15 protein-coding genes are annotated in these 15,639 nt (G+C 66.9%); 9 read left to right on the plus strand and 6 right to left on the minus strand.

The annotated features are described in order from the left end of the window. Nucleotides 1–136 precede the first annotated feature (136 nt). Genes argS through FBX97_RS27645 form a run of 7 tightly spaced genes read left to right on the plus strand, consistent with a single transcriptional unit; the run spans nt 137 to nt 6,433 of the window. Nucleotides 137–1,849: an arginine--tRNA ligase gene (gene argS / locus FBX97_RS27615; RefSeq protein WP_141838851.1), complete on the plus strand. Its 1,713-nt coding sequence runs from the start codon at nt 137–139 to the stop codon at nt 1,847–1,849. 38 nt (nt 1,850–1,887) lie between these two features. Then, the gene (locus FBX97_RS27620) at nt 1,888–2,655 is read left to right on the plus strand and encodes an SPOR domain-containing protein (protein WP_141838853.1); all 768 of its coding nucleotides are present in this window, start codon (nt 1,888–1,890) and stop codon (nt 2,653–2,655) included. A 26-nt stretch (nt 2,656–2,681) separates the two neighbouring features. Further along, a complete protein-coding gene (locus FBX97_RS27625) occupies nt 2,682–3,341 on the plus strand; it encodes a thiol:disulfide interchange protein DsbA/DsbL (protein ID WP_141838855.1) in 660 nt (219 codons plus the stop codon). Continuing rightward, complete coding sequence (locus FBX97_RS27630; protein WP_141838857.1) at nt 3,338–4,126, plus strand: SDR family oxidoreductase; 789 nt, start codon at nt 3,338–3,340, stop codon at nt 4,124–4,126. The genes FBX97_RS27625 and FBX97_RS27630 overlap by 4 nt, the downstream gene beginning before the upstream one ends. Continuing rightward, complete coding sequence (locus FBX97_RS27635) at nt 4,126–4,887, plus strand: biotin--[acetyl-CoA-carboxylase] ligase (protein WP_141839000.1); 762 nt, start codon at nt 4,126–4,128, stop codon at nt 4,885–4,887. The genes FBX97_RS27630 and FBX97_RS27635 overlap by 1 nt, the downstream gene beginning before the upstream one ends. 11 nt (nt 4,888–4,898) lie before the next feature. Beyond that, nucleotides 4,899–5,660 carry a type III pantothenate kinase gene (locus tag FBX97_RS27640; protein ID WP_141838859.1) on the plus strand — a complete coding sequence of 254 codons (762 nt, stop codon included), beginning with the start codon at nt 4,899–4,901 and terminating at the stop codon, nt 5,658–5,660. Then, nucleotides 5,654–6,433, plus strand: a complete 780-nt coding sequence (locus FBX97_RS27645; protein WP_141838861.1) for an SPOR domain-containing protein — start codon at nt 5,654–5,656, stop codon at nt 6,431–6,433. Before FBX97_RS27640 ends, FBX97_RS27645 begins: the two co-directional genes overlap by 7 nt. Here the strand turns inward: FBX97_RS27645 and FBX97_RS27650 are convergent, their stop codons facing one another. The 6 genes from FBX97_RS27650 to FBX97_RS27675 form a co-directional block, all read right to left on the minus strand. Continuing rightward, a complete protein-coding gene (locus FBX97_RS27650) occupies nt 6,434–7,507 on the minus strand; it encodes a septal ring lytic transglycosylase RlpA family protein (RefSeq protein WP_141838863.1) in 1,074 nt (357 codons plus the stop codon). 1 nt (nt 7,508) lies between these two features. After that, nucleotides 7,509–8,624 carry a rod shape-determining protein RodA gene (gene rodA / locus FBX97_RS27655; protein WP_141838865.1) on the minus strand — a complete coding sequence of 372 codons (1,116 nt, stop codon included), beginning with the start codon at nt 8,622–8,624 and terminating at the stop codon, nt 7,509–7,511. Nucleotides 8,625–8,627: 3 nt separating this feature from the next. After that, on the minus strand, nt 8,628–10,625 hold the full coding sequence (gene mrdA, locus FBX97_RS27660) for a penicillin-binding protein 2 (protein WP_141838867.1): 1,998 nt from the start codon (nt 10,623–10,625) through the stop codon (nt 8,628–8,630). A gap of 21 nt (nt 10,626–10,646) precedes the next feature. Further along, nucleotides 10,647–11,168, minus strand: a complete 522-nt coding sequence (gene mreD, locus FBX97_RS27665; protein WP_141838869.1) for a rod shape-determining protein MreD — start codon at nt 11,166–11,168, stop codon at nt 10,647–10,649. After that, nucleotides 11,168–12,349: a rod shape-determining protein MreC gene (gene mreC / locus FBX97_RS27670; protein WP_141838871.1), complete on the minus strand. Its 1,182-nt coding sequence runs from the start codon at nt 12,347–12,349 to the stop codon at nt 11,168–11,170. The genes mreD and mreC overlap by 1 nt, the downstream gene beginning before the upstream one ends. A 116-nt stretch (nt 12,350–12,465) precedes the next feature. Next, entirely contained in the window at nt 12,466–13,509 is a 1,044-nt protein-coding gene (locus FBX97_RS27675; RefSeq protein WP_025511657.1) for a rod shape-determining protein, read from the minus strand. Between the two features lie 320 nt (nt 13,510–13,829). Between FBX97_RS27675 and gatC the strand changes: the two genes are divergently transcribed. After that, on the plus strand, nt 13,830–14,129 hold the full coding sequence (gene gatC, locus FBX97_RS27680) for an Asp-tRNA(Asn)/Glu-tRNA(Gln) amidotransferase subunit GatC (protein ID WP_141838873.1): 300 nt from the start codon (nt 13,830–13,832) through the stop codon (nt 14,127–14,129). 29 nt (nt 14,130–14,158) lie between these two features. Beyond that, complete coding sequence (gatA, locus tag FBX97_RS27685; protein ID WP_141838875.1) at nt 14,159–15,634, plus strand: Asp-tRNA(Asn)/Glu-tRNA(Gln) amidotransferase subunit GatA; 1,476 nt, start codon at nt 14,159–14,161, stop codon at nt 15,632–15,634. The last annotated feature ends 5 nt before the right edge of the window (nt 15,635–15,639 follow it).

The following is a 15,639-nucleotide window of genomic DNA, read 5'->3' on the forward strand; positions in this document are numbered from 1 at the left end:
CGCACATTGTAGCGGGTCGGCGTTGCGCAGGCTTAAAAGGAGCTTTATGAAGCCGTGGGGCAAGCCGGGGAACATATTCCGCGTTGCGTCAAACCAGTATAATGACTGCTGTTTGTCCACTTTCTCACCACAGCCCATGCTCGCCCAACAAAAACAAGATATCGCCGCCCTGTTCCAGGCCGCGCTGGCACCGATCGTCGCCGGCACCGAACTGACGCCCAATATTGTGTTGGAGCGCCCGCGCGATCCCAGCCACGGCGATATCGCCTGCAACATCGCCATGCAGCTGGCCAAGCCGCTGAAGACGAATCCGCGCGAACTGGCCACCCGCCTGGTCGCCGCCCTGCTGGCCGATCCGAACGCCGCCGGCCTGGTCGAGGCGGCCGACGTCGCCGGTCCGGGCTTCATCAACCTGCGCCTGGCGGCCTCCGCCAAGCAGTCGGTGGCGCGCACCATCCTGCAGCAGGGCGAGAACTATGGCCGCGGCAATAGCGGCGCCGGCCATCATGCGATCATCGAATTCGTGTCGGCCAACCCGACCGGCCCGCTGCACGTCGGCCATGGCCGCCAGGCGGCACTGGGCGATGCCCTCTCGTCCCTGTTCGAGTCGCAGGGACACCAGGTCACGCGCGAGTTCTACTACAACGACGCCGGCGTCCAGATCGCGACCCTGGCCAACTCGGTGCAGGCGCGCGCGCGCGGCTTCAAGCCGGGCGACGCCGAATGGCCGGAGTCGGCCTACAACGGCGACTACATCGCCGACATCGCCGCCGACTTCATGGCGAAGAAAACCGTGTCCGCCAGCGATGGCGCGCCGGCCACCGGTTCCGGCGACGTCGACGACATCGAATCGATCCGCCGCTTCGCCGTCGCCTACCTGCGCAACGAGCAGGACCAGGACTTGCAGGCCTTCGGTGTCAAGTTCGACAACTATTACCTGGAATCGTCGCTGTACGCCGACGGCAAGGTGGAAGCCGCCGTGCAGGCGCTGGTCGATGCCGGCGTCACCTACGAGCAGGACGGCGCGCTGTGGCTGAAGACCACCGACTACGGCGACGACAAGGACCGCGTGATGCGCAAGTCCGACGGCACCTACACGTATTTCGTGCCGGACGTGGCCTACCACATCCAGAAGTTCAAGCGCGGCTTCGACCAGGCCATCAACATCCAGGGCAGCGACCACCACGGCACCATCGCGCGCGTGCGCGCCGGCCTGCAGGCGGTGAACATCGGCATCCCGAAGGGCTACCCCGACTACATCCTGCACAAGATGGTCACCGTCATGAAGAACGGCGAAGAGGTCAAGATCTCGAAGCGCGCCGGTTCCTACGTCACGGTGCGCGACCTGATCGAATGGTCGGGCAACGGCGACGTCACCCGCGGCCGCGACGCCGTGCGCTTCTTCCTGATCTCGCGCAAGGCCGACACCGAATTCGTGTTCGACGTCGACGTGGCGCTGGCGACCAACGACGAAAATCCGGTCTACTACGTGCAGTACGCCCACGCGCGCATCTGCTCGGCGCTGGCCAACTGGGGCGGCGACGTCGCTTCGCTGGCAAATGTCGACCTGTCGCCGCTGACCCAGCCGCACGAAGCGGGCCTGCTGGCCAAGCTGGCCGCCTATCCGGAGATGCTGCAGCGCGCCCAGAGCGAACTCGGCCCGCACCAGGTCGCGTTCTACCTGCGCGAACTGGCCGGCGAACTGCACAGCTACTACTTCGCGCACAAGTGGCTGCTCGACGACGACGAGGCGCTCAAGCTGGCGCGCCTGGCGCTGGCGACGGCGACGCGCCAGGTGCTGCGCAACGGCCTGGCCCTGATCGGCGTCTCGGCGCCGGACAAGATGTAAGCGTTCATACCGTTTAGATAACCAACAACCCGTACCACATGACCGGCCTTCACGCTCCCCTCCGTTCGTTCAAGCTGCGTTCGTTCACCCGCCAGCGCGGCAGCACGCTTACCGGCATCATCATCGGCCTGGTCATCGGCCTCGGCATCGCGGTGGCGGTGGCGCTCACCATCACCAAGGGGGCGTCCCCGTTCACGGAGAAGACCGCGAAGGCCGGCCGTCCGGCCGATCCGGCGCCGGGCCAGGCGCTCGATCCGAACAAGCCGATGTACGGCAACCGCGACGCCGCGCGCACCGCGAGCAAGGAAGTCGCGGAAAAGGCAGCGGCGCGCAGTGCCCGTCCGGCCGAGATGCCGGCGCCGGCACGCACACCGGCACCGGCAGCGGCGCCGTCGGACGATCCGCTGGGCGCGGCGATCGCCGGCCTGAAGGAACCGGCCGAGGCGCGTCCGGAACCGGCCCGCAGCGAGAGCCGCCAGGTGGCGATGAATACGCGACCATCGGCACCAGTGGCGGCGCCAACGACGGCACCGGCTTCGCCCTCTTCCTCTGCGTCGTCGGGCAGCGACAGGACCATCTATTACCTGCAGTTCGGCGCCTTCCGCAACATGTCGGACGCCGAAGCGACGCGCGCCAAGCTGGCCCTGCTCGGTTTCGAAACCACGATCAGCGACCACACCAACGACAGCGGCGTGCTGCACCGCGTGCGCCTCGGCCCGTTCAACCAGGTCGAAGCCATGAACAAGGCGCGCGCCAAGCTGCTCGACAGCGGCGTCGACGTCGCCATCGTGCGCAACCAGCGCTAACCAGGCATCCACCACGAGGAGTCTTCATGCGCCCACTGCGCCGCCTGTTCTGCATCGCCCTGTTCGGCCTGGCCGCCGTCCAGCCTTTCGCTTCCGCCGCCGAGCCGCAGAACGGCAGCCAGTACCTGACGCTACCGACGCCGCAACCGACCGACACGGGCAAGAAAGTCGAGGTCATCGAATTCTTCGCCTATTACTGCCCGCACTGCTACGCCTTCGAGCCGCAGCTGGCGGCCTGGGTGAAGAAACAGGGCGACAACATCGTGTTCAAGCGCGTGCACGTGACTCCCGGCGCGTCCGCCCTGCCGCAGCAGCGCCTGTTCTACACGCTGGATGCGATGGGCCTGCTCGAGCAGTACCACCAGAAGGTGTTCGACGCCATGCACGTGCAGCGCCTGCGCCTCGGCAGCGACGACCAGGTCATGGAATGGGCGGCCCAGAACGGCATCGACCGCGCCAGATTCGCCGATACCTGGCGCTCGTTCGGCATCCAGGCCAAGCTGCGCCGCGCCGGCGCCATGATGGAGGCCTATAACGTCGACCACTGGCCGATGCTGGTGGTCGACGGCCGCTACGTCACCTCGCCGTCGCGCGTGCACCAGGGCGACACCGAGATGCAGCAACAGCAGGCCACGCTGCAGGTGATGGACTGGCTGGTCGACAAGGCCAAAGCCGAGAAGCGATGACGGACCGCGCCCAGCGCGTATTCATCACCGGCGCATCGGGCGGCATCGGCGCCGCGCTGGCACGCGACTATGCGGCGCGAGGCGCCACCCTCGGCCTGCTGGGCCGGCGCCGCGAGGCGCTCGACAGCCTCGCCGCCGCCTTGCCCGGCACCCATCATGTGTATGCGGCGGACGTCACCGACCACGCGGCCGTGGCCGCCGCCGCGCATGACTTCATCGAGCGCGAAGGCGGCGCCGACATCGTGATCGCCTCGAGCGGCATCTCCTGCGGCACCCTCACCGAACGCCCGGAAGACCTGCCGCTGTTCGAGGAAATCCTGGCCGTGAACCTGACCGGCACCATCGCCACCTTCGCCCCGTTCATCGAATCGATGAAGAACGGCAGCGGCGCGCGCCGCCTGGTCGCGATCGGCAGCATGGCCGGCATCAGGGGCATGAAAGGCGCCGGTGCCTACTGCGCCTCCAAGGCCGCCGTGCACAGCTATGCCGAAGCGCTGCGCCTCGAAATGAAACGATACGGCATCCGGGTGGTGACCATCGCCCCCGGCTACATCGCCACCCCAATGACCCGCAACAACCGTTTTCCCATGCCTTTCCTGATGTCCGCCGAGCGCTTTGCCGCCCGCGCCGTGTCCACCATTGCGCGCGGCCGCAGCTTCCGTGTGATTCCCTGGCAGATGGGCGTCGCCGCTGCCCTGCTGCGCCTGCTGCCGAACGCCGTGTTCGACGCCCTGTTCTCGCGCGCGCCGCAAAAGGCGCGCAAGCTGCCGTCGGGAGCCGCATGATGGATGCGCAACGCATTGCTGCCCTGTCGTCCGCCGGCGTGGCGGTCGACGTCGTAGCGGAAACCGGCTCGACCAATGCCGACCTGCTGGCGCGCGCCGCCACGCTGTCCGCACCGCTGCTGCTGATCGCCGAACACCAGACCGCCGGCCGCGGCCGTGCCGGACGCAGCTGGCTGTCGGCGCCGGGCCATTCGCTGACCTTTTCGCTGGCCTGGCGTTTCGAGGGCGGCCTGCCGGCCCTGGCCGGCCTGCCGCTGGCGGTCGGCACGGCGCTGGCCGAAACCCTCGGCCGGCTCGGCCAGCCGGTCCAGCTGAAGTGGCCGAACGACCTGCTCAAGGACGGCGACAAGCTGGCCGGGATCCTGGTCGAGACCCAGGCGGCGGCGGCCGGCACCTGGGCCATCGTCGGCATCGGATTGAACCTCGCGATGCCCGACGAACTCGAAGAAAGGATCGGACGCCCGGTCGCCGCCGTGCCCTGGCTGGCACGGATGGACCGCGACGCCCTGATGGCCGCCCTGCTCGACGGTTTGGCGCAGGCGCTGCAGGCATTCGCCGCCAAGGGCTTCGCCGCCTTCAGCGCGCGCTGGAACCTGCTGCATGCGTACCAGGGCCAGCCGGTGACCATCGTCGACCGCGGCGAAGTGCTGCACGAAGGCCTGGCCGCCGGCGTCGACGATGGCGGCCGCCTGCTGCTCGACACCGAGGACGGCCGCATCGCGATCGTGGCCGGCGACGTGTCGCTGCGCGTCAAAACCTGAAGGAGACTGACATGCTGCTGCTGGTCGATGCAGGCAATACCCGGGTCAAATGGGCACTGGCTGCGGACGCGCCCGGCAAGGGGATCGATGCGGGTGACTGGGTGACCCACGGCGCCGTGCTGCACGCGGAACTGGAACGTCTGCCGGCGGCATGGCTGGGACAAGGTATCACCCGCGCCATCGTCTCCAACGTGGCCGGCGCCGCCATGCGCGCCGAGCTGGAAGCCCTGCTGGTGGCCTTATTGCCGGATCTCGCACCGGAATGGTTCGTGGCGGTGCCGGAACTGGCGGGCTTGCGCAACGGCTACCGCAATCCCGGCCAGCTCGGCAGCGACCGTTTCGCCGCCGCGCTCGGCGCACGCACGCTGGCGCCGGGGCAGGCGCTGGTGGTGGCCACCTGCGGCACCGCGACCACGGTGGATGCGGTCAGTGCCGACGGCGTCTTCATCGGCGGCATGATCCTGCCCGGTGTCGGCCTGATGCTGGGCGCGCTGGCGCGCGGCACCGCCCAATTGCCGCAGGTGGCCACCGGCGACCTCCCTGCCGTCTTCGCCGACAATACCCAGGACGCCATCCTGTCCGGCTGCCTGTCGGCCCAGGCCGGCGCCATCGAGCGCGCCTGCGCCGCCCACGGCGCCGCGCTGTGCATCGTTTCCGGCGGCGCCGCCGGCCACGTCGCTCCCTTGCTGTCGGTGCCCTACCGTTTGCTGGATAATATCGTTCTGGTCGGCTTGCACGCCGCCGCTTCCGTCATGGGGAATCCGCCTTGCTGAGATTTGCTTTCTGGTCGCTGCTGTTCCTGAATGCCGCCCTGTTCGCCTACGGCCAGGGCTATCTCGGCACGGGCAACGGCGACGACCACGAACCGGCGCGCCTGAAGCGCCAGTTCAATACACCCAAGCTGGTGGTGCTGACCGCCGAGCAGGCGGAAGCTGCGGCCAAGGCGGCGCCGGCACCGACCGCGCCGGGCGACAGCGGGAACGACAGCGCGAATGACAGCACCGCAGCGGACGGCAAACCGGCCGCACCCGCCGTAGCGCCGCCGCAACTGGCAACGCCGGCGCGGCCGCCGGCAGCCGACCTGGCCTGCCTCGACATCGGCACCTTCAGCGCCAACGGGGCGAAGCGTTTCGAGGCGCGCATGGCCGCGCTCGACCTGGGCGAGCGCGCCGCCGCGGGCCGCCAGACCGTGCAGGCGCAGGACGTCGGCAGCTGGCTGGTCAACATCCCGTCGCAGGGCAGCAAGGAAGCGGCCGACCGCAAGGCGAACGAACTGCGCAACCTGGGCGTGACCAATTTCTTCATCATCCGCGACGAGTCGCCGCTGAAGTTCGGCATCTCGCTCGGCCTGTTCAAGACCGAGAGCGGCGCCCAGAACCTGCTCGCCCAGCTCGGCAAGCAGGGCGTGCACACGGCCCGCATCACCCCGCGCGGCCCGCAGACCACGCGCTACATGTACCGCCTGCGCGGCCTCGACGAAGCCACGCGCAAGCGCGTCGTCGGCTATGCCGAGCGCTACGATGCGGAAGCGAAGCGCTGCAGCTGATCAGCGCTTGATGACGATCGGCTTGAGTCCCAGCGACGACGGCAATGCGCGCGCCGCATCCTGCGCCATGGCGCGGGTTTCATAGGGTCCGCTGACCAGGCGATTCACGCTGCCCGAGCGCACCACTTCCAATGCCTGCGCGACGCCCGATTTCTTCAGCATCTCGCTCATCTCTTCCGCCTTGCCTTCGCGCCCGAAGGCGCCCAGCTGCAGGTAGAAACCCGACGCCGCATTCGGGGCCGCAGCGGCCGGAGCGGACGCAGCGGACGATATGGCCCGGGACGCAGGCTGCGGCTTGGCCACCGCGGCGCTGTCCAGGTTGACGCGGTCTTCCAGCATCAGCGCAGCGATGTCCGGCGGCGGCAGCGCCTGGGCGGCCGAGGTGGCGGCGCGGCGCGTGGTGGCGATGCGGGTGCCGTCGTCCGGGAACAGGCGCTCGACCTCGACCTGGTGGCTGCCCTTGCCCAGCAGGCCGAGCTTGAGCGCGGCCGTGTAGGAGACGTCGATCAGGCGGTCCGAGTGGAAGGGACCGCGGTCGTTGATGCGCACCACCACCGACTTGCCGGTTTCGGTGCTGGTGATGCGCGCGTAGGACGGGATCGGCAGCGTCGGGTGCGCGGCCGTCATCTTGTACATGTCGTAGGGCTCGCCCGACGAGGTGCGCTGGCCATGGAACTTGACGCCGTACCAGCTGGCGATACCCTGCTGCACGTAGGGTTCGCTGCCCAGCAGCGGCGTGTAGGTGGTGCCGAATACCGCGTACGGCCGGTTGGCGAACTTGGCGTAGGGTTCGTACTTGACCACCGCATCCGGCACGTCGGCCAGGCCGGGCGGCGGGTTGTCGCCGGGGCCGTCGTCCTGGTAGTAGCCGCCGCGCCCGGAGCCGGCCGCGGGGAGCTTCGGCAGGTCCGGGTTGAGCTTGCCGTGGTTGGCCGTCACCTTGTGCTTCCAGGGCAAGGGGATCAGGCTTTTGTGTTCGCCGTTTTCGCTGGTGGTGCCGCAGCCGGTCATCATTGCCAATAACGCAACGACGGCCGACAGGCGCACCGGAATGGCCTGTGCTTTGTCTTTCATGTCAGGTCTGCACCAGTTTGCGGTGTTTTTGAATGCTCATCAATATACCAGAGCATAGTCCCAGCGTAATCAACGCGGTACCGCCATAGCTCATGAACGGCAGGGGCACGCCGACCACGGGCAGGATGCCGCTGACCATGCCCATGTTGACGAACGCATAGGTAAAAAACATCATCGACACCGAGCCGGCGACGAGACGCGTGAACAGGTTCGGCGCATTCGCCGCGATCATCATGCTGCGCCCGATCAGCAGCAGGTACAGGAACAGCAGCAGCAGGTTGCCGACCAGGCCGAATTCTTCCGAATACACCGAGAAGATGAAGTCGGTGGTGCGCTCGGGGATGAATTCCAGGTAGGCCTGGGTCCCCTTCATGTAGCCCTTGCCGGACACGCCGCCGGAGCCGATCGCGATCACCGACTGGATGATGTGGAAGCCCTTGCCGAGCGGGTCGGAGGTGGGGTCGATCAGCGTCATGATGCGTTCGCGCTGGTAGTCGTGCATCATCGACCAGGCCACCGGCAAGCTGGCGCCGCCCGCCACCGCCAGGCCGGCCAGCGCCTTCCACGACAGCCCGGCCAGGAAGATCACGTAGAAGCCGGAGGCGCCGACCAGCAGCGCGGTGCCGAGGTCGGGCTGGCGTGCGATCAGGCCGAACGGGATCAGCAGCAGCAGCGCCGCCACCAGGAAGGATTTCCAGTTCAGCAGCCCGGCGCGCGTCTGGAAATACCAGGCCAGCATCAGCGGCGTGGCGATCTTGAGGATTTCGGAGGGCTGGATGTCGACCCCCACGTGCAGCCAGCGCCGTGCCCCCTTCTTGATGATGCCGAACAGCGCCACCGCGATCAGCAGCGTCACCCCGAAAGTGTAGATCGGCACCGCGATGCGCAGCAGGGTCTGGGGCGGCACGTTGGCCGCGACCCACATCACGATGAAGGAGAGCAGGATGTTGCGCATCTGCCCTTCCATGCGCCCAGGGAAGTCGTGGCCGGCCGAACTCATGGTCAGGGTGCCGACCGAGAACAGCAGGAACAGGATCAGCGCCAGCGGGCCGTCGAAGACGGTGAAATACGGTTTCAGGCGCCGGCTCAGCGAGCGCCTTTCCGGGATGTGGGCCATCGCTCAGTCTTCCTTGTTACCGGGCGTCTCGCCGCCCGGCGGCTTCGGCTGGCCGGCGTTCGGACCGAAGGATTCTTCGGGGATCGCCATGTCTTCCTTCTGGATTGCCGCCGCCGGCGCCGGCTTGGCCTTGTCGCCGGGACGCTTGCCCAGCAGGTAGTAGTCGAGCGCCTTGCGGACGATCGGCGCCGCATAGGTGGAGCCGAAGCCGGCATTCTCGACCACCATCGCGATCGCGATCTTCGGCTTGTCGGCCGGGGCAAAAGCGGTGAACAGCGCGTTGTCGCGCAGGCGCTCGGGCGTCATGTTGTGGTTGTACTTGGCACCCTTCAGGCCCACCACCTGGGCGGTACCGGTCTTGCCGCCGACCGTGTAGCCGGCGTTGCGGAAGGCCATGTAGCCGGTGCCGGGCGCCTTGCCGTCGGTGGTGACGCCCACCATCGCGTTCTTGATGACGTCGATGTTCTGCTGCTTGAGCGGAATGCGGCCCGATTCCTTGGCCACCGTCAGCGTACGCTGCTTGGTACCGCCGTCTTCCAGGATCTTGACCAGGTGCGGCTTCATGACCACGCCGTTATTGGCCAGCGTCGATACCGCATGCGCCAGCTGCAGCATGGTGTAGCTGTTGAAGCCCTGGCCGATGCTGATCGAGATGGTGTCGCCGCCGACCCACTTCTGGGCCGCCCGGTTGCGCTTGAAGCGTTCGCGCTTCCACTCCTGCGACGGCAGCACGCCCGCTTTCTCGTGGTCGAGGTCGATGCCGGTCGGCGAACCGAAGCCGAACTGCTTCATGAAGCCGCTGATGGCGTCGATCCCCATCTCGTTGCCGAGCTGGTAGTAATAGGTGTCGCAGGACACCACGATCGAGCGGTACATGTCGATGTAGCCGTGGCCGCCCGGCTTGTCGTCGTTGAAGCGGTGCCCGCCCAGCATGAAGAAGCCGGCGTCGCTGATGCCCTGCTCCGGGCGGCGCTTGCCGAGTTCCAGCGCGGCCAGCGCCATGAAGGGCTTGAAGGTGGAGCCCGGCGGATAGGTGCCCGACAGCGGACGGTTCATCAGCGGGCGGTCGAGCGAGGTATTCAGCTCGTTCCAGCTCTGGCTGTCGATACCGTCGACGAACAGGTTGGGGTCGAAGCCGGGGCGCGACACGTAGGCCAGCACGTCGCCGGTCTCGGGCTCGATCGCCACCAGGGCGCCGCGGAAGTCGCCGAAGGCTTCCTCGATCACCTTCTGCAGCTCGATGTCGAGCGACAGGATCAGGTTGGTGCCCGGCACTGGCGGCGTGCGCGACAGCGTGCGGATCGCGCGGCCGCCGGCTGAACGCTCGACTTCCTCGTAGCCGGTCTGGCCGTGCAGCTGCTTTTCGTAGCTCTTCTCGACGCCTTCCTTGCCGATGTGGTCGGTGCCGGTGTAGTTGGCAGCATCGTCGCCGGCCTCGATGACCTTGGCGTCGTTCTGGCTGATGCGGCCGATGTAGCCCAGTACGTGCGAGGCGATCTCGCCCAGCGGGTACTGGCGGAACAGGCGCGCCTGCACTTCGACGCCGGGGAAGCGGAAACGCTGGGCGGTGAAGCGCGCGACCTCGTCGTCGGTCAGGCGGGTGCGGATCGGGACGCTGGCAAAATTCTTCGACTCTTCCAGCAGGCGCTTGAAGCGCTTCTTGTCCTTGGCTTCGATCGTGACCAGCTTGCCCAGTTCGTCGATCACGGAATCCAGGTTGGCTTCCAGCTTGGACGGGGTGATCTCGAGCGTGTAGGCCGAGTAGTTGCTGGCCAGGACCACGCCGTTGCGGTCCAGGATCAGGCCGCGGTTGGGGACGATCGGCACCAGCGCGATGCGGTTGTCCTCGGCCTGCGCCATGTACTGGTTGTGCTTGACGACCTGCAGCCACACCCAGCGGGTGACCAGCAGGCCGAAGCAGATGAACACGAACACCACCATCGCCGTCAGGCGCATACGGAACAGGTGGATCTCGCGATCGCTGTCTTTAATTTCGGTCATGCGATAAGGTTGAAGTGCCCTTTAGATCGGGCGCGTATGGTCTTTGTCGACCGCGCGGCGCTGCGGCGCCAGCAGCAGCCAGGTGATCACCGGCCACAGGGCCACCGCGATCAGGCTCTCGATGAAATGCAGCCAGCCGGGAAAGCGGCCGGTCACGAAGAAGCGCACCAGCACCTGGATCGCCTGGGTCAGCAACAGCAGCGGGAACACGTGCATCGCCTGCGTCATCAGCGGGAACCACAGGACCCGGCGGTGGATCATGATCGCCAGGTAGGAAAGCAGAGTATACGCCAGCGCGTTCTCGCCGAGCAGGGTCGCGTCGTGCACGTCCATCAGCAATCCCATGCAGAAGGCGATGCCGATGCCGACCTTGCGCGGCTGGTGGATACCCCAGAACACCAGCACCAGCGCGACGAAATCGGGCGCGCCGATCCAGCGGCCCCACGGCAGCAGGTTGAGCATGAAGGCGCACACCAGGCTGAAGGCGATGAACAGCGGGCTGGCCGGCAGCAGGATGTAATGCGGACGGGTCGTCGTGGGCATCAGGTGCCTTCCTTCGGTGTGGGTGCGGCAGGCGACCCTGCGGCAGGCGACCGCGCGGCCGGGGCGGCGGCCGCGGGCGCACGTGCTGCCGGTACCGTGGCCGGCGCAGCGCCGCTGCGTGCCGGCGGCGTGGCCGCGGCCGGTCTGGCGCCAGGGGCCGTGCCGGCCGCTGCCGGCGCGGCCCCGTTGCTGGTCCCGTTAGCGCTCCCGTTGGCAGCAGGCGCTGCCGCCGGCAGCGGCTGCGCCGGCAGGGGCAGCGGCGGCACCGGCGCCATCTTCGGCAGGTTGCGTTTCGAGGTGGTGTTGCCGTTGGCCTTGGGCGCTTCTTCGGGCGGACGCGGCGCCGCCGGCTGGTCGGACATCACGACCAGCAGCTGGCGGTGGCGGTCGATGCCGGCCAGCGGCTGGCAGACCACGCGCCCGAAGGCGCCCTGGGCCACGTTCTCGACCTGCACCACCTTGGCCACGGCCAGGCCGGCCGGGTACATGCCGTCCAGGCCCGAGGTCACCAGCACGTCGCCGACCTGGATATCGGCGTTCGGCGCCACGAAGCGCAGGTCGAGCAGGCCGGAGTGGCCGCGCCCGTAGGCGACGCTGCGCAGGCCGCTCCTCAGCACCTGCACCGGGATCGCCTGCTCTTTATCGGTCAGCAGCGTGACTTCGGACGTGAACGGGAACACGCGCGTCACCTGCCCCACCACGCCGGCATTGTCGATCACCGGCAGGCCGAGCTTGACGCCGGCACGGGCGCCGCGGTCGAGCACCACGCGCCGCGTCGACGGGTCGCGCGCGTCGTACAGGATCTCGCTCATCATCGAATGCACCGGCAGGTGCTCGCGCGCCTCCATCAGGCGCCGCAGGTGGGCGTTCTCGGCCATCTGGAGCTGGGCCTGCTGCATGGCCTGGGCCTGCGCCACCTGCTGGCTCTTGAGGTCGCGCACTTCCTTCTGCAGGGCCGAGACCGAGGAAAAATAGTCGCCCATGTTGGACATGGCGTCGCGCGGCACCAGCGCCGCCATCTGCAGCGGGTACAGGACCGTGGCCGCGACCTGGCGTACCGCGTCGAGCGCATGCAGGCGCGCGTCGACCACCAGCAGCGCGATCGAGACCAGGGCAAACACCGTCACCTTCACCCTCGCAGGGGCGCCTTGCTTGAAAAGCGGCGGAGGACTGTATTCCATGACTTTCAATAATGCGGGCGCGATGCGCCGGCAGCATCAATAATAGGAAGCAGCGCGGACAGGCGCCGTGGCTCGGCCACGCACCCTGTCCGCGCTGCCCTCATCGACGAGGTATCTTACTCGTACGAGAAGATCGAACCCAGCTTGTCCATGCGCTCCAGCGCCATGCCCGAGCCGCGCACCACGCAGGTCAGCGGGTCTTCGGCGACCAGCACCGGCAGGCCGGTTTCTTCCATCAGCAGGCGGTCCAGGTCGCGCAGCAGCGCGCCGCCGCCGGTCAGCATCATGCCCTTCTCGGCGATGTCGGCGCCCAGTTCCGGCGGAGTCTGCTCGAGGGCGTTCTTGACGGCCGAGACGATGTTGTTCAGCGGGTCGGTCAGGGCTTCCAGGATCTCGTTGCTCGAAATCGTGAACGAGCGCGGGATGCCTTCGGACAAATTGCGGCCCTTGACTTCCATTTCCTTGACTTCGGAACCCGGGAAGGCGGAACCGATGGCCTTCTTGATCGACTCGGCGGTCTGCTCGCCGATCAGCATGCCGTAGTTGCGGCGGATGTAGTTGACGATCGCTTCGTCGAACTTGTCGCCGCCGACGCGCACCGAACCCTTGTAGACCATGCCGCCCAGCGAGATGATGCCGACTTCGGTGGTGCCGCCGCCGATGTCGACCACCATCGAGCCGGTCGCTTCCGAGACCGGCAGGCCGGCACCGATCGCGGCCGCCATCGGCTCTTCGATCAGGTAGACCTGCGAGGCGCCGGCGCCCAGCGCCGATTCGCGGATCGCACGGCGCTCGACCTGGGTCGAACCGCAAGGCACGCAGATGATGATGCGCGGCGACGGGCGGAAGAACTTGGAGTCGTGGACCATGCGGATGAACTGCTTGAGCATCTGCTCGGTGACGGTGAAGTCGGCGATCACGCCATCCTTCATCGGGCGGATCGCCTCTATGTTGCCGGGCACCTTGCCGAGCATCTGCTTCGCTTCCTTGCCCACTGCCTGGATCGTTTTCTTGCCGTTCGGACCGCCTTCCTGGCGGATCGCGACGACCGAAGGCTCATCCAGCACGATGCCCAGGCCGCGCACATAGATCAGGGTGTTGGCGGTACCCAGGTCGATTGCCAGGTCGTTCGAGAAGTAGCTGCGTAGAAAACCAAACATGTGTGTCCTGATGCGCACCTGATAGCGCTTGAATCGAACTTCGATTTTTCGAAGTCCCTAACATTAATCGGGGAATCCTCGCCGCGACGGTTGAATCCGCATCGCGGGCTTGCATGCGCGGGAAGGCCGCTTTCACCCTCGAGAACGCATTAGCCCGCCATTCTACCTTATAATTTGGCGTTTAAATGCTGAAAAACGGGCGGTATCACCCCGATATCAGCCAGCGAGATCAGCGGTATTAGAAAGCTTTTATCAGCTTTAACGCGCCGTTATCCAAATTTCATCATCCGCACAACCATCTCCTGTTGCCCTCATTTGCCATGTCTCTGACACTTTCAGACGTAAAACGGATCGCCAACCTGGCCCAGCTCGATATGGACGACGCCCATGCCGAGATCGCACTGAGCGAACTGAACGGGATTTTCGCCCTGGCCGAACAAATGCAGGCGGTCGACACCACCGGTGTTGCGCCATTGTCGCAACCGCTGGCCGCCGTGCTCGCATTGCCGCTGCGTCTGCGCGACGACGTGGTGAGCGAAGAGAATCGCCGCGAAGACTACCAGGCGCCGGCGCCGAAAGCGCAAGACGGCCTTTATCTCGTGCCGAAGGTTATCGAATAAATATCAGCCAGGGATCGCCGTAAATCATCATGCATAATAAAACCATCAAGGAGCTGTCCACGCTCCTGCATTCCAAACAGGTGTCCGCGACCGAACTGGCCCGGCATTATCTGGACCGCATCGCGGCCAGCCAGCACAACGCCTTCCTGGACGTGAATCCGGAACTGACGCTGGCCCAGGCCGCGGCTGCCGATGCGCGCCTGGCCGAAGGCAGCGCCGGTCTGCTGACCGGTATCCCGATCGCGCACAAGGACATCTTCGTCACCAAGGGCTGGCGCTCGACCGCCGCCTCGAAGATGCTCGGCAACTATGTCAGCCCCTTCGATGCCACCGTGGTCGAAAAATTCGGCGACGCCGGCATGGTCACGCTGGGCAAGCTCAATTGCGACGAATTCGCGATGGGCTCGGCCAACGAGAACTCAAGCTTCGGCGCCGTGAAGAACCCGTGGGACGCATTGGCCGTGCCGGGCGGTTCGTCGGGCGGCTCGGCCGCCGCGATCGCCGCGCGCCTGGCCCCGGCCGCCACCGGCACCGACACCGGCGGCTCGATCCGCCAGCCGGCCGCCTTCTGCGGCATCACCGGCATCAAGCCGACCTACGGCCGCGTGTCGCGCTACGGCATGATCGCCTTCGCCTCCTCGCTCGACCAGGGCGGCCCGATGGCGCGCACCGCCGAGGATTGCGCCCTGCTGCTGAACGAGATGGTCGGCTTCGACGGCCGCGACTCGACCAGCCTCACGGCTGACCAGGGCAACGCCCGCGAAGATTTCACGCGCGAGCTGAACGCCCCGCTGGCCGGCCTGCGCATCGGCGTGCCGAAGGAGTACTTCGGCGAAGGCCTGGCCGCGGACGTGGAGCAGGCCGTGCGCGCCGCGCTCGACGAATTCGTGAAACAGGGCGCGACCCTGGTCGAGATCTCGCTGCCGAAGACCTCGCTGTCGATCCCGGTGTACTACATCATCGCCCCGGCCGAAGCCTCGTCCAACCTGTCGCGCTTCGACGGCGTGCGCTACGGCTACCGCGCCCCGGAGTACACCGACCTGCAGGACATGTACAAGAAGACCCGCGCGCAGGGCTTCGGCAAGGAAGTCCAGCGCCGCATCATGGTCGGCACCTACGTGCTGTGCCACGGCTACTACGACGCCTACTACGTGCAGGCACAGAAGATCCGCCGCCTGATCGCCGACGATTTCCAGGCCGCGTTCAAGGACAAGTGCGACGTGATCATGGGCCCAGTGGCCCCGACCGTCGCCTGGGACCTCGGCGCGAAATCCGACGACCCGGTCGCCAACTACCTGGCCGACATCTTCACGCTGTCGACCAGCCTGGCGGGCCTGCCCGGGATGTCGATCCCGGTCGGCTTCGGACAAGGCGAAAAGAACGCCAAGCGTCCGGTCGGCCTGCAGATCATCGGCAACTACTTCAGCGAAGCCAAGCTGCTGAACATCGCGCACCAGTACCAGCAGGCTACGAACTGGCACCAACAGGCGCCTGAAGGTGTCTAACGCCT

It is taken from the genome of Herbaspirillum sp. SJZ107 (assembly GCF_006715485.1).
Lineage (GTDB): Bacteria > Pseudomonadota > Gammaproteobacteria > Burkholderiales > Burkholderiaceae_D > Telluria.